Origin of the sequence: Rhodococcus sp. NPDC080181, from assembly GCF_040702225.1 — a bacterium.
GTDB classification, from domain to species: Bacteria; Actinomycetota; Actinomycetes; order Mycobacteriales; family Mycobacteriaceae; genus Rhodococcoides; species Rhodococcoides fascians.
This window is the reverse complement of the sequence record NZ_JBFBKN010000049.1, coordinates 1-14597: the sequence shown is the minus strand read 5'-3', so window position 1 is coordinate 14597 and position 14597 is coordinate 1. Positions and strand designations below refer to the sequence as shown.

General features: G+C 64.3%; 20 protein-coding genes. 11 read left to right on the top strand and 9 right to left on the bottom strand.

Features of this window, described 5'->3' with window-relative positions; genetic code table 11:
- Positions 1–701: 701 nt before the first annotated feature.
- Positions 702–1379 carry a hypothetical protein gene (locus tag AB0O58_RS26410; protein WP_366239025.1) on the bottom strand — a complete coding sequence of 226 codons (678 nt, stop codon included), beginning with the start codon at positions 1377–1379 and terminating at the stop codon, positions 702–704.
- Positions 1380–1395: 16 nt separating this feature from the next.
- Positions 1396–2931 (bottom strand): aldehyde dehydrogenase family protein, encoded by a 1536-nt coding sequence (locus AB0O58_RS26405; RefSeq protein WP_366239024.1) that lies wholly within the window; start codon positions 2929–2931, stop codon positions 1396–1398.
- Between the two features lie 124 nt (positions 2932–3055).
- Here AB0O58_RS26405 and lat point away from each other — a divergent pair, with 124 nt between their 5' ends.
- Positions 3056–4384: an L-lysine 6-transaminase gene (gene lat, locus AB0O58_RS26400; RefSeq protein ID WP_094693101.1), complete on the top strand. Its 1329-nt coding sequence runs from the start codon at positions 3056–3058 to the stop codon at positions 4382–4384.
- 73 nt (positions 4385–4457) lie between these two features.
- On the top strand, positions 4458–4862 hold the full coding sequence (locus AB0O58_RS26395; protein ID WP_027494931.1) for a hypothetical protein: 405 nt from the start codon (positions 4458–4460) through the stop codon (positions 4860–4862).
- Between the two features lies 1 nt (position 4863).
- Here the strand turns inward: AB0O58_RS26395 and AB0O58_RS26390 are convergent, their stop codons facing one another.
- A complete protein-coding gene (locus AB0O58_RS26390; protein WP_366239023.1) occupies positions 4864–5718 on the bottom strand; it encodes a LysR family transcriptional regulator ArgP in 855 nt (284 codons plus the stop codon).
- Positions 5719–5793: 75 nt separating this feature from the next.
- Here AB0O58_RS26390 and AB0O58_RS26385 point away from each other — a divergent pair, with 75 nt between their 5' ends.
- The 3 genes from AB0O58_RS26385 to AB0O58_RS26375 all read left to right on the top strand — a co-directional run bounded on the left by AB0O58_RS26385 (position 5794) and on the right by AB0O58_RS26375 (position 7327).
- Entirely contained in the window at positions 5794–6411 is a 618-nt protein-coding gene (locus tag AB0O58_RS26385; protein WP_032367950.1) for a LysE/ArgO family amino acid transporter, read from the top strand.
- Positions 6412–6533: 122 nt separating this feature from the next.
- Positions 6534–7055 (top strand): DUF664 domain-containing protein, encoded by a 522-nt coding sequence (locus AB0O58_RS26380; RefSeq protein ID WP_032367951.1) that lies wholly within the window; start codon positions 6534–6536, stop codon positions 7053–7055.
- Positions 7052–7327, top strand: coding sequence for a VOC family protein (locus AB0O58_RS26375; RefSeq protein ID WP_366239022.1), 276 nt, complete (start codon positions 7052–7054; stop codon positions 7325–7327). The genes AB0O58_RS26380 and AB0O58_RS26375 overlap by 4 nt, the downstream gene beginning before the upstream one ends.
- Positions 7328–7331: 4 nt before the next feature.
- Here the strand turns inward: AB0O58_RS26375 and AB0O58_RS26370 are convergent, their stop codons facing one another.
- A complete protein-coding gene (locus tag AB0O58_RS26370) occupies positions 7332–7718 on the bottom strand; it encodes a VOC family protein (protein ID WP_366239021.1) in 387 nt (128 codons plus the stop codon).
- Between the two features lie 19 nt (positions 7719–7737).
- Positions 7738–8115, bottom strand: coding sequence for a VOC family protein (locus AB0O58_RS26365; RefSeq protein WP_032367582.1), 378 nt, complete (start codon positions 8113–8115; stop codon positions 7738–7740).
- Between the two features lie 67 nt (positions 8116–8182).
- Between AB0O58_RS26365 and AB0O58_RS26360 the strand changes: the two genes are divergently transcribed.
- The 3 genes from AB0O58_RS26360 to AB0O58_RS26350 all read left to right on the top strand — a co-directional run bounded on the left by AB0O58_RS26360 (position 8183) and on the right by AB0O58_RS26350 (position 10422).
- Positions 8183–9007, top strand: coding sequence for a helix-turn-helix transcriptional regulator (locus AB0O58_RS26360; protein ID WP_366239020.1), 825 nt, complete (start codon positions 8183–8185; stop codon positions 9005–9007).
- 115 nt (positions 9008–9122) lie between these two features.
- Positions 9123–10193, top strand: coding sequence for a phospho-N-acetylmuramoyl-pentapeptide-transferase (gene mraY / locus AB0O58_RS26355; RefSeq protein WP_027494939.1), 1071 nt, complete (start codon positions 9123–9125; stop codon positions 10191–10193).
- Between the two features lie 16 nt (positions 10194–10209).
- Complete coding sequence (locus AB0O58_RS26350) at positions 10210–10422, top strand: hypothetical protein (RefSeq protein ID WP_027494940.1); 213 nt, start codon at positions 10210–10212, stop codon at positions 10420–10422.
- 6 nt (positions 10423–10428) lie between these two features.
- Here the strand turns inward: AB0O58_RS26350 and AB0O58_RS26345 are convergent, their stop codons facing one another.
- Positions 10429–11109, bottom strand: coding sequence for a hypothetical protein (locus AB0O58_RS26345; RefSeq protein WP_366239019.1), 681 nt, complete (start codon positions 11107–11109; stop codon positions 10429–10431).
- Positions 11110–11176: 67 nt separating this feature from the next.
- On the opposite strand from AB0O58_RS26345, the gene AB0O58_RS26340 reads away from it, so the two are divergent.
- Entirely contained in the window at positions 11177–11626 is a 450-nt protein-coding gene (locus tag AB0O58_RS26340) for a MarR family winged helix-turn-helix transcriptional regulator (protein ID WP_222063361.1), read from the top strand.
- A 24-nt stretch (positions 11627–11650) separates the two neighbouring features.
- On the opposite strand, the gene AB0O58_RS26335 is transcribed toward AB0O58_RS26340, so the two are convergent.
- A complete protein-coding gene (locus AB0O58_RS26335; RefSeq protein ID WP_032371437.1) occupies positions 11651–11887 on the bottom strand; it encodes a hypothetical protein in 237 nt (78 codons plus the stop codon).
- Positions 11880–12605 carry an HAD-IA family hydrolase gene (locus AB0O58_RS26330; protein WP_366239018.1) on the bottom strand — a complete coding sequence of 242 codons (726 nt, stop codon included), beginning with the start codon at positions 12603–12605 and terminating at the stop codon, positions 11880–11882. Before AB0O58_RS26330 ends, AB0O58_RS26335 begins: the two co-directional genes overlap by 8 nt.
- 112 nt (positions 12606–12717) lie before the next feature.
- Here AB0O58_RS26330 and AB0O58_RS26325 point away from each other — a divergent pair, with 112 nt between their 5' ends.
- Entirely contained in the window at positions 12718–13179 is a 462-nt protein-coding gene (locus AB0O58_RS26325) for a GNAT family N-acetyltransferase (protein ID WP_052074001.1), read from the top strand.
- Between the two features lie 22 nt (positions 13180–13201).
- Here AB0O58_RS26325 and AB0O58_RS26320 read toward each other — a convergent pair whose 3' ends face one another.
- On the bottom strand, positions 13202–13513 hold the full coding sequence (locus tag AB0O58_RS26320) for an aldo/keto reductase (protein ID WP_032371435.1): 312 nt from the start codon (positions 13511–13513) through the stop codon (positions 13202–13204).
- A 93-nt stretch (positions 13514–13606) separates the two neighbouring features.
- On the opposite strand from AB0O58_RS26320, the gene AB0O58_RS26315 reads away from it, so the two are divergent.
- Positions 13607–14476 carry an AraC family transcriptional regulator gene (locus AB0O58_RS26315; RefSeq protein ID WP_366239017.1) on the top strand — a complete coding sequence of 290 codons (870 nt, stop codon included), beginning with the start codon at positions 13607–13609 and terminating at the stop codon, positions 14474–14476.
- The last annotated feature ends 121 nt before the right edge of the window (positions 14477–14597 follow it).

The window sequence follows — 14597 nt, the reverse complement described above, 5'->3', positions numbered from 1 at the left end:
GCGGGCTCGTGGGTGTTTGTCGGGCCTGCCTACTCCACCCCCCCTCCCCGGTCGTATCTTAACCTCACCAGCCCCCCCCCCCCCCCCGCCCGCCGCCCCCCCCCCCCCCCCCCCCCCCCCCCCCCCCGCCCGCCCCCCCCCCCCCCCCCCCCCCCCCCCCCCCACGACGGGTGAGCGACGCGCCAGCAGAACAGCGGCACCCGTCACCACAGCAAGAACCACGAGCCCGGCCACCGACAGCACCAGGTGGTCGGGCTCGCTTGTGCGTGAGATGACGGATTCATCCATGGACAACGACGGCGTGTAGCCGGCGGACACCACGGTCACGGGCAGGGCCATGACGAACACCGCCGGCAGTGAGATCGCCAGAGATCCGGGCGACGTCGCCAGTGCGGAGACCAGAACATAGGCCGCCACGAGCGGCAGGCCGAACTGCGAGACGATCGGAATGTCGACGTAGTTCTCCGTCAGGCTCGTAGCAGCGATGACGAACAGGCCGCCCAGCCCGATGTACAGCTGCGGCCACCGGTAACCGATCCCGGCTCCCACGACCAACAGTGCCGCGCTCGCGCACAACCGAACGGCATCTCCCGCGGCGAAGCCGGAGGTGCCCAGGGCCGTCGCCGACACTGCGAACAGCACCAGCAGCAGGCGTCCGTCGCGCCCAGGAAGTAGCAACGACGCCAGCACCGCGGCAGCCGTCATACCGACGAGAGCCCCGAGCCATCGACGCTCCGCGTATCGGCATCTGCCGCAATCCAGCTCAGGACGCTTGCCACGACGGGCAGCGCCAGGCCGACGAGCAGAATCCGCGGGGTCTCGGGTGGCTGCACCACCTCGTGGCGGCGTGCCAGGAACAACGTGACTGCCGCGGCCACTGCAGCGATCACCATGACGATCGCGCGCTCGGGAGCCACATCGTCCTCGGCACCGACCACATCCCAGACGAAGACGGGACCGTCGTTCGCCTGCATCAGCGCATCGAGCCAATAGCCCAGCAACCCGGCGCCCACAACCGAGACACCCAGGGCGGCCTGTGCACCACGGTGGTGTCCCGACAAAAGTGCGGCCGCACCCAGCAGCACACCGGTGCCCACTGCAGCAGCCCAGTGCCCGAGTAAGCCGGGCACCATTCCGACGGTCTGGAACACCACGACGAGCAGCGCTGCCATCGCCACGATGGTTGCAGTTGGTGCACTGGCCCGGGCCGCGGCGACCGCCGTCCCACAGGCAGCGACGGCAACTACTGTGAGCCCGTTGACAATCGACCAGAACGACCCGAATTCCGCTGTGCCGTTCAGCAGCGACTCGACGGAGCCGATGTCACTGATGGCATAGCCGAGAACGAAACCGGCCAAGAGCATCGACAGTACTTTCATACTGCCGATCATGCCGTCAGCCGAATTTCACTCCCTGCGCCAGGGGCAGTTCGTTGGAATAGTTGACCGTGTTCGTCGCCCGGCGCATGTAGGCCTTCCATGCGTCCGAACCTGATTCGCGTCCGCCACCGGTTTCCTTCTCGCCGCCGAAAGCACCGCCGATCTCGGCACCGGAGGGACCGATGTTGACGTTCGCGATGCCGCAGTCCGATCCCGCAGCCGACAGAAAGCGTTCCGCTTCACGCAGGTCGGTAGTGAAGATCGATGACGAAAGTCCCTGCGGCACATCGTTTTGCAGGGCGATGGCCTCGTCGAGGGTGTCGTAGGTGAGCACGTACAGGATGGGCGCGAACGTCTCGTGCTTGACGATGTCGGTCTGGGCGGGCATCGTCACGATCGCGGGCTGCACGTAGTACGAATACTCGTCGACGACATTCACGCGCTCACCGCCGACCACCACCGTTCCGCCGTCGGACCTGGCAGCCTCGAGCGCCTTCTGATAGCCGGCGAACGCGCCCGCGTCGATGAGCGGTCCCACCAAAGTGTCACTCTCCAAGGGAGATCCGATGGACAGCGTCTCGTACGCCGCGACCAACTTGGCCACCAGTTCGTCCGCAACCGAGGAATGCGCGATGACGCGTCGGAGCGAGGTGCACCGCTGGCCGGCCGTACCCGCAGCCGAGAACACCAGCCCGCGCGTCGTGAGATCGAGGTCTGCCGACGGCGTGACGATCGCCGCGTTGTTGCCGCCGAGTTCGAGCAGCACGCGCCCGAATCGCTGCGCAACCCGCGGCGCAACAGCCTTGCCCATCCTGGTCGAACCGGTTGCCGACACCAGAGCAACACGCGAATCGTCCACCAGCGCTTCACCGGACGCTCGGTCCCCGATCACCAACTGAGCGATCTTGGGATCCACACCTGCAGCGGCAGCAGCACGCTCGAACAGAGCCTGCACGCCGACGGCAGTCAGCGGGGTCTTCTCCGACGGCTTCCAGATCACGGTGTCGCCCGCCACCAACGCCAACGCCGTGTTCCAACTCCACACCGCGACAGGGAAATTGAACGCCGTGATGACGCCGACGACACCGAGCGGATGCCATTGCTCCATCATGCGATGCCCGGGCCGCTCGGTGGCGATGGTGTTGCCGTACAGCTGGCGTGACAGTCCGACGGCGAAGTCGCAGATGTCGATCATCTCCTGCACTTCCCCGAGCCCCTCGGACACGATCTTTCCGGCCTCGATGGAGACCAACGCGCCGAGGTCCTCCTTGTGCGTACGCAGCAGTTCCCCGAGTTCTCGGATCACCTGACCCCGCGCCGGTGCCGGCACCTGCGACCACGAGACGAACGCCGCAGCTGCGTCCGCGATGACACCGTCGACGTCTGCGGCAGAGGCCGATGCCAGCGACGCCAGATTTCCGCCGGTGATCGGCGATCTCGCGGTGATCGCGTCGGGACCGGCCGGCACGTCGAGCGCGATCGTCGCACCCAGCCGGTCGAGAATGGCGCGCGTACGCACACTCAGCTCGTCGTGGGTGATGGATGCAGACATGCGCGTACACCTTCCGTGGAGAGAATCGAACCGTCGGACATAAGCCTACCGACGGGGGTTACAACCGCATTATTTCCTGCCTAATGGTCTTGCTTACGGAATATTAACGCGTATGTTCGTCATCATGACGCAAGTATTACAGCGCACCGGAGTGCCCATCGACGCCTCGACCGCCCGCGGCGTGATCGGTGAACACCTACTGGCCGACGGTTTCGAGCTGGTCCTGGACCTCGATGCCTCCACCGGGTCCACCCTGGTCGACGCCCGAGACGGCACCCGCTACCTGGATCTGTTCACCTTCTTCGCGTCCAATGCCCTGGGTATGAACCACCCCGCTCTGATCGACGATCCGGATTTCCGGGCCGACCTGCTGCAGGCGGCGATGAACAAACCCAGCAACTCCGACATCTACACCGTGCCGATGGCACGTTTCGTCGACACGTTCGCCCGGGTGCTGGGCGATGCTCGGCTACCGCACCTCTTCTTCGTCGAGGGCGGTGCGTTGGCGGTGGAGAACGCATTGAAGGTGGCATTCGACTGGAAGTCCCGGTGGAACGAGCGCAAGGGAATCGATCCGTCCCTGGGCTCGCAGGTGATGCACTTCGAGCACGCGTTCCACGGGCGCACCGGGTACACGATGTCCCTCACCAACACCGATCCGAACAAGGTCGCGCGCTTCCCGAAATTCGACTGGCCCCGAATTCCGTCCCCGTTCATCAGATCCGACGCGAACATGGACGAGCTCGAAGACGCATCGTTGACGGCCGCGCGGCTGGCCTTCGAAGCCAATCCGCACGACATCGCCTGCGCCATCATCGAACCCATCCAGGGCGAGGGCGGGGATCACCACTTCCGCCCCCGCTTCCTGCAGAAGCTGCGCGCACTCTGCCACGAGTTCGACGCACTGTTCGTCATGGACGAGGTGCAGACCGGAGCCGGAATGACCGGCACCGCATGGGCTTTCCAGCAGCTCGACGTCGTCCCGGATGTGGTCGCCTTCGGTAAGAAGGTCCAGGTCTGCGGCGTGATGGCGGGCGGTCGCGTCGACGACATCGACGACCACGTGTTCGCCGTCAGCTCCAGAATCAACTCGACGTGGGGTGGCAGCCTCACCGACATGGTGCGATCGCGTCGAATATTGGAGGTCGTCGAAGCCGAGAACCTCATCGAACGCGCCGGCCAACTCGGAACAGTGCTGCTGAAGCAGTTGCAGGAGTTGGCAACTCGACATGAGATGGTCTCCGAGGTTCGTGGACGCGGACTCATGTGCGCCTTCTCCCTGCCCGACGCTACGACCCGCGACCGAGTGATCGAACTGCTGCGCACCGAGGAGCACGTACTCGCGCTCGGCTGCGGCGACGCGGCAGTGCGATTCCGGCCGGCACTGACAGTCACCGAAGCCGAACTGACACAGGCAATCGAGTCGATCGATCGGGTGCTGAGTCGGCTCTGACCCACCGCGTCAGGTAATCCTTGACACCAGCCGTAACCTTCTGTCAGGATCAACCTGACATAGGAGGTGGATCATGGATCCGATCGAGCTGGCCGCCGAGGCCGATATCACTGCGGCAACACGGGCTGTCGTGACGGCCGCAGCCACCGAGGCCGGTCGCATTGCCGACGAGATCATCGGCACCGGCCCACTGCCGGGCACACCGGAATGGGAGGCCGAGCAGTCGACCGACCTGCCTGCACGGCGGAGCCTCGCGTGGCATCTGTTGAGTCTTCGTGTGCAACTGGCGGCGGGGCTCGACGGCATCGAAACCGTTGTGGTGCTGCGCGTTCAGGGTGCGACGTGGGCGATCATCGGCCAGGCGGTCGGCATGTCTCGTCAATCGGCGCACGAGCGGTGGGGTGCCCGCGCGGCGGCGATTCTGGATCCCGTCGGCGATGGGCAGCCCGACATCGTTCCGAACGACAGTCCGGCGTGACTTACCGCAGCACGGTCGCTGCCGCGGCTGCCACGGCGTCGGCCGCTCGCTGCAGTGCAGGCGAGGACAGCGACCACTGCTGCCAGTACAGCTGAACGTCTTCGATGCCGTCGGCGTCGAAGCACGTCAGCGAGTCACAGTTCTGGAGGTCCGGGATCATGCCCCAGCCGAAGCCGAGTTCCACCGCCCGCGCGTAATCCGAGGACGCCGGGACGAGGTGACGGGGCGGAGTGTGCGAATCGACGCCTCGGTGCCGTAAGTAGTTGTCCTGCAATCGGTCGTCGGCATCGAACACCACCACCGGTGCGGTGCTCAGTGCCTCGATCGTCGTGCCGGCACCGAACCATCGCTCGATGAACTTTTCGGTGGCCGACGGCCGGTAGCGCATGGCGCCGAGGGATCGGACGGTACACCCACGGACCGGTTCGGACACCGATGTGATTGCAGCAGAGACGATTCCGTCGTGCAGGAGCTGGGCCGTGCGGTCCTGGTCCTGACGATGCAGATCGAAGGTCGTCGTACCGGCGAGTGGCGCGAGCGCAGGCAGCACCCACGTCGCCATCGAATCGGCATTGACGGCAATCGAAATGGGGGCCGAGACGCCGTCGTCGTTGAGCTCGGCCCTCGTCTGATCCGTGAGCGTATCGATCTGACGAGCCAGGCGTAGTACCGCGGCACCCGACTGGGTGGCCACCACCGGTTTCGTCCGCTGCACCAGGGTGCGCCCCAACGACGCTTCGAGCGACTTGATTCTCTGGCTTACTGCCGACGGGGTCACATGCAATGCACGTGCGGCAGCCTCGAAAGTTCCACCGTCGACTACTGCTGTCAGCGCTCTGAGCTGCTCGATCTCCACAATATGAAGTTACACTTACCGATAGTGAAAAACATTCGCTGGCTCTAATGCTGGTCGCCTCCTAGCGTGAACAGCATGACCTCGCTTGCCGCAGCACAATCGACGTTGACCGGATTGGGAGTCGGCCTGTCCCTTATCGTCGCCATCGGTGCGCAGAACGCGTTCGTCCTGCGCAAGGGCCTGCAACGCACCCATGTGTTCCCGGTGGTTGCGGTGTGCGCGCTGTCCGACGCCGTGCTGATCGTCGCCGGGGTGGCGGGCATCGGCGTCCTCGTGGACCGGTTTCCGCTGGCGTTACGCGTCGTCACCGTGCTCGGAGCGCTGTTCCTCTTCGTCTACGGAGTGATGGCGCTGAACCGCGCCCGCACCCCAGCGGCGATGACCACCGACGGCGGCGGTGGGGGCTCGCTGATCGCCGCTGTCGCAACGTGTCTCGCGTTGACGTGGCTCAACCCGCACGTCTACCTCGATACCGTCGTATTTCTCGGGTCCATCGGTAACCGGCAGCCGGGCGAGCTTCGGTGGTGGTTCGCCCTCGGTGCCGTGCTGGGCAGCGTGCTCTGGTTCACCGCTCTCGGATACGGATCGCGCGTGCTCAGCCCCCTGTTCGCGCGGCCGACGGCGTGGCGGGTCCTCGATCTCGGTATCGGAATCATGATGCTCACCCTGGCCGCGCTGCTGTTGTTTGGCTGAGTCTGCCGCGCCGACGGAGCGCGAGCAGTGAGCTGAGTGTCCACAATTCTCGATCGCGGCCCTCATCCCGATTTCGCATCCACAGAATGGACACGCAGCCCACCACCCGATACGAAGGACCCATGGCACAGCTGACGACGTTCCCGGAGCCCGAGTCCTCCTTGTCCGATCCCGCCGACCTGTTCGTCGAGTACCTCCGCTTCTACCGCGGTGAGCTCGCCCGGCGGATCGCCGCGTTGAGTGACGACGCGCTGGCCACGTCGGCTGTGCCGTCGCAGTGGACTCCCCTCGAGATGCTCATCCATCTTGTGTACATGGAACAGCGCTGGTTCGTCTGGGGGTTCCTCGGGCGCGCCGTCGACGATCCGTGGGGGGACAAGAAGGACGGATCCTGGCATGTGCCGACCGACGTGCCGGCGGCGGCATTGCTCGCGCGCCTCGACGACGGCGCTCGACTGACCGAGCAGGTGCTGCGGTCTCATCGCATGGACGACGTGGCCACCCTGGGTGGACGATTCACCGAAGAACAGCCCACCCTGATCTGGATCTGCTTTCATGTACTGCAGGAATACGCCCGCCATCTCGGCCACCTCGACGTCGCCGTCGAACTGACCGGCGGGCCCACAGGCGAGGGGCCGCAATGAGAATCAACATCACCAGTGTGTTCGTCGACGATCAAGACAAGGCACTGGCGTTCTACACCGACGTACTGGGCTTGGTGGTCAAGCACGACATTCCCATGGGCGGAACAGATCGCTGGCTCACGGTCGTATCTCCTCAGGAGCCGGAGGGCACCGAGCTTGTCGGACTGGGTGTCAGCTTCACTCAGGAGCCCACCGAGATGGGCCCGGTGATCACCGCCGTGTTCGACGACACCTGCGGCAACCTGATTCAGATCATCGCTCCGGTGAGCTGACCGGTCACACGTTCGCGTACAGATCGACGGTGGTGCCGTCGGGATCGTGCACGACGGCATAACGCTGCCCCCAGAACGCATCCCACGGCTGCAGGTGCCCTGTGTACCCCGCGTCGGTCACTACGGCCCACGCGGCATCGACTCCGGCGGCCGTGCCGCAGTCGAATGCCAGCGCGACGCGGTGGCCTCCGCTGGGCGCGGTCCACGTCGGATCGAACGAGGTGATCGTCGAGGGTAGGTCGAACAACAACCGAACCCCACCGAGGTCGACCTCCACATGTTGCTCGGCATCGGCCTCGGCCGGAATGTCCAGTCCCAGAACGCGGTAGAACGCCAATGCAACTGCCATATCGGCGACGACGATTTCGATTCCTGCCAGACGTGGTTTCACCCGGACAAGGGTAGCCACGTCAGCCCCAGTTCGCGGCATTTGTCAGGCAAAACGGATGCCCGGCCGGATCCAACAGCACACGCCAGGTCTCACCCGGTTGCTCGTCGGGCACAGTTGCACCCAACTGCACTGCGGCTTTCGCGGCCGCATCCAGATCGTCGACCGCGAGATCGAAGTGAAACTGTTTGCTGCCCTTCGTGTTCGGCCACTCCGGCCGCTGATAATTCTCCACGCGTCCGAATCCGAGCGCGCTGGAGGGCCCCTGCAGCATCGCGTAATCCTTCTCCGCGTGGACGACGGTCCAGCCGAGTAGCGCAGACCAGAACGTCGCGCTGGCCTCGGGATCTCCGCAGTCCAGCGTGACCATCTTCAGGGTTGCCACGGGTGCATCGTTCATGGTGTTTCTCCTCGACAGCGTCGATCGTTTCTCGAAGGTGTCGGACCAGACTCCTACACTGACGCCCGTGCCGGATAGGAAAAATGCGACAGCCACCCACGCCGGCGTCCTGCGACCGGATCAGCTGGCGCAGTATGTCGACCTGGTCCGGCTGCCGTGTGCGGCGTCGTTGGAACCGTGGGTCGAGAACTACTGGCAACTTCGGTGGGATCTGCCGTCGGGCACCTCGTATCGCAGCTCGACCCTGCCCCACCCGGCATGCACGCTCAGCGTCGAGCACGGCTGGACCCGCGCAGGTGTCACCGAGCCGGTGGTCGTCACAGGAGTGCTGACCCGACGGTTCGACGTCGAACTCGCCGAGTCCGGGTGGGTGTTCGGCGTCAAGTTCCGACCCGGCGGCTACGCGAGCTTCACCGGAACCGTGGCCCGAACTCTGCGCGACGTCCCAGTAGCTCCGCCCACCCCCTTTCGATCGGAGACCGTCACCGCGTTGACGCAACTGGACGCACAGCACGATGCCAACCACTGCCGAACCGTCGTCGACGCGGTTCTCGAGCCCTACGCCCACGATGTCGAGCCGGAGTACGAGATCGTCTTGGATGTCATCGGCACGATGCTCGGTGATCGGACGCTGATACGCGTCGGCCAGGTGGAGGACAGATGTGGCATCGGGACTCGTCGGCTACAGCGGATGTTCGAGCGTTATGTCGGTGCGACGCCCAAGTGGGTTCTGGGCCGATATCGGATTCACGACGCACTCAGTGATCTCGACAACGGATACAGCGGGTCGCTGGCGGAACTGGCCGCGCGGTACGGCTGGTTCGACCAGGCGCATTTCGCCCGCGAGTTCACCGAATTGGTCGGTGTGCCTCCCGGTACGTATCAACTGTGAGTAACACCTTCGTCACGCAATGCGACTTTTGCCGATTCGTTTGGCACAGTATCCCGCGGTGCTCGGTAGCACCCGGTGGGCAACCGCAGCACAGAGGAAGAGTGGGCTTCAACGCATGATCAACATTCTCGTCGCCGGTGGAATCGCATTGGCGGTCTCGATTCTGTTGACGCCATTTCTCATCGCGCTGTTCACCCGGCAGGGCTTCGGCCAGGAGATTCGCGTCGAAGGCCCGGCGAGCCACCAAGCCAAGCGAGGAACGCCGACGATGGGCGGCGTCGCCATCATCGTGGGTCTGTGGGCCGGCTACCTCGGTTCCCACCTCGTGGCGATGGGTGGCGACGGGCCGTCGGCATCGGCGCTGTTGATCCTCGGTCTCGCGACCGCCCTCGGCATCGTCGGCTTCCTCGACGACTACATCAAGCTCCGCATGAAACGAAGCCTCGGCCTCAAAGCCACCGGAAAATACGTCGGGCAGATCAGTGCCGCGGTGATCTTCGCGGTCCTGGCACTGCAGTTTCGCAACGGCAACGGGCTGACGCCGGGCAACGTCGAACTGTCACTGGTCCGGCAATCGACCTTCTTCACGATGGCCCCGATCGTCTTCGTGCTGTTCTGTGTGTTCCTCGTCGTTGCCTGGTCCAATGCCGTCAACCTCACCGACGGGCTCGACGGTTTGGCGGCGGGCTCGATGACCCTCGTCCTCGGCGCCTACACGGTGATGACGTTCTGGCAGTACCGGCAATCGTGCGCCACCAATTCGGTGGCCGGGTGCTACCAGGTGCGTGATCCCCTCGACCTCGCTGTCGTGTGCGCGGCGGCCGCGGGAGCGTGCATCGGATTCCTGTGGTGGAACGCAGCACCGGCCAAGATCTTCATGGGCGACACGGGCTCCCTGGCACTCGGTGGTCTGCTCGCCGGCCTGTCCGTCGTCAGCAAGACCGAGCTGATCGCGGTTGTCTTCGGAGCCCTCTTCGTCGCCGAGAGCGCGTCGGTGGTCATCCAGGTCGCGTCCTTCAAGTCCACCGGCAAGCGGCCGTTCCGGATGGCACCGATCCACCATCACTTCGAGCTGGGTGGCTGGGCGGAAACAACCGTCATCATCCGACTGTGGCTGTTCGCGGCCATCGCGTCGGCGCTGGGGCTCGGATTGTTCTACAGCGAATTCCTCGCGGCCGTCGGCTGAGCTCTACGATTCCGATATGACCGACGAACTGTCTCCGCTGGCCAAGGTCGATGCTCTCGCCGCCGAACTCGAGACCCTCGATGCTCGACGCGTCGCCATCGGAGTCGAACTCGTCAACCTTCAATTCGGACTCGACGGAAACGCAAAGATCCGCGCCACCGAGGTCTTTCACAGCGACTACCTGGGCAGGCTGTTCACCTTGGTCGACGAACTGCGCACGGACGAGTAGGGCTCGCTAGAGCGCATCCGGGTCCGATCGCGACACCGCAGTCAACCGAAAATCCCTCAGCGACAGGGTCCATGCTGCAGCCCCGGCCAGCACAGCACCACCGATGGGAAACACCGTCCACGGACTGCCGATGATCGGGGTGAAGGTCGACTCCGGCTCACCGCGAGAGATGTACGACGTATCGGTGCTGTACAGGTCCGATACATACGTGTCCGAGAAGTACGTGTCTGCAGTGTGAATGTCCATCGAAGTCCAGCCGTAGTCGGATGCTGGAGTCGTTGGCTCGTCACCCGAGTCCACGAACATCAACGTGGGGAGCAATGGAGCCGCGGTGTCCGCCTCCGACCGCTGCGGCGGCCAGTGCGTCCACGCGAAGGCGCTGCCCGCTCCCAGCGCGGCACCGACGACGATCAGCAACGTGAACAGGTGGGCGGAACTGTACTGACGGTCTCTGACGACGCGCATTCCGGAATCGACGAGAAACCACGCCACCACCAGAGCCAGAGCCACTCCGGCGGCAACGAGATACAGCGACACGGGGAACCAGCTCGGTCGCAGATGTGCCGTCCCAGGAGTGTCCGGCGGTTCGGTGATCGCAACGTGCCACACCACTGCGGCCGCAGCCCCTGTGGCCGCACCGACGCCGGCGAGCACTGCGACGAGCGCTCTGCCGGATGGTCTGTCCACGCGCGAGACTCTACCGGCCAGTCGGTCTCTTGACCTGAAGCATTGTTCAGGTTCTACCGTTCGATGCATGACGACAAAGCGCCCCATGCAACCACCCGACAAGCAACCCATCGGCTTCTGGACCGTCCGCGCCGGGGAGGCCGTCCGCGCTCGAACGCGCGGAGTGCTCCGCGACATCGGCATCACCCAGGCCGAATGGTGGCTCCTGCATCAGATTTCACTGCATCCCGCTGGTGCCGATCGAGCGAAGACGATCGACACGATCGGACACAACGACACGCCCGAAGCGATCGTCGACGCAATCGACTCCGCTACCGAGAAGGGTTTGATCATCGAATCCGATTCACGCCTGAAGTTCACACCGGAAGGTCAGCAACGATTTGCCCGCGGCGTGGACATTCAACGAATGCTGCAGGACGAACGCATGCAGGGAATCAGTCAGGACGACTTCGCGACCACCATCCGCGTCCTGCAACGAACCATCGAGAACGTCGGCGGCGACGCATGGCACTGGTAGGGCAGTCGCCCGGAAACGACAGCGTCAGCGTCGCTTTCTGGTGAACAGAACACCGACAACGAGGCCGAGAACAGCGCCGAGGATGGGTAGGCCGAAGACAACGAACGCCGTTGTGTAGGTGATTCCCAACGAGCGGATGTAACTCGAACTGTCCACGACGAACGCGTAGTTGACCCGTCGCGGCCTGATCTCCCACAGCAAGTATCCGAGCGAACCGATCAATCCGAGACACAACCCGACCAGGGTGCTCAACCTACGCATTGCCGTGCGTCCCGCGGGCTGCGTCGGCGAACTCTGCCATGCTCGGGAACTGCACCGCAAAACCGTAGTCGCCGTTCGGCTCCGGTGTTGCGCCCCACCCTGGCCGATCGTGTCTGCGATCGATCCACACCGACGCAAGGCCGTGACGCCGCGCCGGGACGTGATCGTGGAACAGACTCTGTGCCACGTGCAGGAGACGTGATTTGGGCATACCGAAGTCGTCGAGGATCGCGTCGAGCGCATCGAAATGGTTGTCCGCCGGCTTGTATGCGTGCACATCCTCGGCTGTGACGATGGCATCGAATTCAACGCCGAGCCGACGGTTGCTACCGGCAAAACCCGCGCGGTGCACGTTGGACAGAATCACCAGCTTGTAGTGCTCGGCGAGTGATACCAGTGCGTCCGCCGAGTCCGGAAAGGCCGGCCAGTCCGGAACGGAACCGGCGAGTCTGCCTGACCATTCCGGGGTGACCGGAATACCGAGCGCGTCGCCTGTTCGTCCGAATGCGTCGGCCAGGATGTCGGGATAGAGCATCGACGGTGAATCCTGCTGCGCCTGTGCTTCGTTGGGGGCATAGGCGGCGAGCAATTCGTCTTCGGACATCGGCGATCCTGCATCCGCAGCCCATGCGCCGAGCACGTCGCCGATCCCCGACTCCCAATCGATCAACGTTCCATAGCAATCGAAGCTCAAGACGTCGTAGTCGGCCAGGTTCATCGGGCTCCCTTGGGTATTCGGTGGCGGTCGGATCCGGATGCCTCTATCGTCTGCAGGTCATGTGCATCGTACTGCGGTTGGCCGACCCTCGACCGATCGATGGTCGGCGGTTGTGACGTCGACCCGGCTACGGCCGGCAGCCGCCACGGATGCCGAATTCCTGTACTCGATGGCCTCGGACGCCACAGTCATGCGGTGGGTGGGCGACGGAAAACCCTGGACAAGAACCTGTTTCGATGGTCGATTCAACCGCGCACTGGCGACGACGGACCTCGATACACCCGACCTGCCGATGTGGTCGATCGGCGTCGAAGACGCGGTACCGGTCGGACTGCTGAGCCTCATCCGTCGCGCCGATCACGTCGAGGTGGGCTACTGGGTGCATCCAGAGCACTGGGGACGCGGCTGCGCAGGACGGATGCTGGGCCAGGCCCGCGAGACCGTGGGCAACCTCGCGTCGGTTGCGACAGTCGCACGCGGCAATGCCGCGTCGCAACGAGTGCTGGAGAAGGCACGTTTCACGGTCGTGCACGACGGTGATCCGTTGACCTATCGTCGATCACCGTCGTCCTGATTCGACTGCTCACCAGGTCCGATCACCAGGTCCGCAGTGGGCGTGGGCGCACCGACGTCCGCCCGCTCGTGACCCCGCGGACCATCGGACGCGCCAGGAATTCGTGCGGAAACCCCATGTCGATGGCGCTGACCGAATGCAGCCGCATCAACTGCGACTCGTCGAAGACGACATCGAGGGCACCGATGTTGTGCCGCAACTGTTCTGCCGTCCGCACACCGACCAACGAACTGACGACGGCGGGATGCAGCAGCGTCCATGCCAACGCCACCTGGGCCGGAGTCGCACCCAACTCTTCTGCCACCTCGACGACGACGTCGGCTGTGCGCACCATCTGAACCCGACCCAGCCGGGCTCGAAAAGTCGAGCCATCCGTGCCTCCGCCTCCCTATCGTTGTCACCAGAACGAAGGAAAGGCCACCGGCACATGCTCGAACGATGGAATGCAGCACTCGATTACATCGAGGACAACCTCGACCACGACATCGACCCGGCACAGCTCGCTCGCATCACCCTCACGTCCGACTATCACTTTCGACGCGTGTTCTCCGCACTGGCCGGAATCCCACTGTCGGCATACATCCGACAACGGCGAATGTCGTTGGCAGCAGCAGACATTCTCGCCGGCATCGGGGTGCTCGACGTCGCGACCAAATACGGCTACAGCGGCGACGCATTCACTCGCGCATTCCGAGACATGCACGGGGTCACACCATCCCACGCCCGCAAGCCAGGGACCACCCTCCGCTCCAGACCACCCTTGGCATTTCACCTGACCATCGAAGGAAAGAGCACCATGGACTACCGCATCACCGAACTGCCCGCATTCCACATCATCGGCAAATCCACGCGAATCCCCCTCACATTCCACGGCGAGAACACCGCCATGACCCAGTTCCACCAGACCATGCCCACTGGATTCGGCGAACAACTCCGCCGACACGCCGACCTGCCCGAACTCCCCCACATCCTCTTCATCAGCGATGGCTTCGAGGCCGACCGAACCGACGGAGGTCTCTTCGACTACTACTTCGCCGTCGCCACCACAGCCCCCATACCGGCCGACCTGGACTCCCTCAGCGTCCCCGCATCGACATGGGCGGTCTTCGAAACACGCAGCGACACCGCACTCGCCCCAGCACTACAACAACTCTGGGCCGACGCATTCAGCGAGTGGTTCCCCTCCCACCCCTTCCACATCACCCCCGGCCCGGAAATTCTGACCGTCACCGAAAACACACCCGACTGGTCATCGGGAGCCGGAGAACTCTGGATCCCGGTTGCCCGCAACCAATGACTCCCCGCCCGCCCTGGTCACTCAATGTGGGACTGTCTGAATAACGGTTGATCCGGTCCTTGGTTCGACACGCCGAGCTCAGCTTGGTGGGAAGGATCGACGATGACCGAAACACTGGATC

What these genes read in the sequence shown, in the direction of transcription:
- AB0O58_RS26410 (WP_366239025.1), bottom strand. Translation starts at nt 1,379, where the DNA reads ATGAAAGTACTGTCGATGCTCTTGGCCGGTTTCGTTCTCGGCTATGCC.
- AB0O58_RS26380 (WP_032367951.1), top strand. Translation starts at nt 6,534, where the DNA reads ATGGCACAGCTGACGACGTTCCCGGAGCCCGAGTCCTCCTTGTCCGAT.
- AB0O58_RS26330 (WP_366239018.1), bottom strand. Translation starts at nt 12,605, where the DNA reads ATGAACCTGGCCGACTACGACGTCTTGAGCTTCGATTGCTATGGAACG.
- AB0O58_RS26335 (WP_032371437.1), bottom strand. Translation starts at nt 11,887, where the DNA reads ATGCGTAGGTTGAGCACCCTGGTCGGGTTGTGTCTCGGATTGATCGGT.
- AB0O58_RS26385 (WP_032367950.1), top strand. Translation starts at nt 5,794, where the DNA reads ATGACCTCGCTTGCCGCAGCACAATCGACGTTGACCGGATTGGGAGTC.
- lat (WP_094693101.1), top strand. Translation starts at nt 3,056, where the DNA reads ATGACGCAAGTATTACAGCGCACCGGAGTGCCCATCGACGCCTCGACC.
- AB0O58_RS26405 (WP_366239024.1), bottom strand. Translation starts at nt 2,931, where the DNA reads ATGTCTGCATCCATCACCCACGACGAGCTGAGTGTGCGTACGCGCGCC.
- mraY (WP_027494939.1), top strand. Translation starts at nt 9,123, where the DNA reads ATGATCAACATTCTCGTCGCCGGTGGAATCGCATTGGCGGTCTCGATT.
- AB0O58_RS26365 (WP_032367582.1), bottom strand. Translation starts at nt 8,115, where the DNA reads ATGAACGATGCACCCGTGGCAACCCTGAAGATGGTCACGCTGGACTGC.
- AB0O58_RS26375 (WP_366239022.1), top strand. Translation starts at nt 7,052, where the DNA reads ATGAGAATCAACATCACCAGTGTGTTCGTCGACGATCAAGACAAGGCA.
- AB0O58_RS26395 (WP_027494931.1), top strand. Translation starts at nt 4,458, where the DNA reads ATGGATCCGATCGAGCTGGCCGCCGAGGCCGATATCACTGCGGCAACA.
- AB0O58_RS26315 (WP_366239017.1), top strand. Translation starts at nt 13,607, where the DNA reads ATGCTCGAACGATGGAATGCAGCACTCGATTACATCGAGGACAACCTC.
- AB0O58_RS26320 (WP_032371435.1), bottom strand. Translation starts at nt 13,513, where the DNA reads ATGGTGCGCACAGCCGACGTCGTCGTCGAGGTGGCAGAAGAGTTGGGT.
- AB0O58_RS26350 (WP_027494940.1), top strand. Translation starts at nt 10,210, where the DNA reads ATGACCGACGAACTGTCTCCGCTGGCCAAGGTCGATGCTCTCGCCGCC.
- AB0O58_RS26340 (WP_222063361.1), top strand. Translation starts at nt 11,177, where the DNA reads ATGACGACAAAGCGCCCCATGCAACCACCCGACAAGCAACCCATCGGC.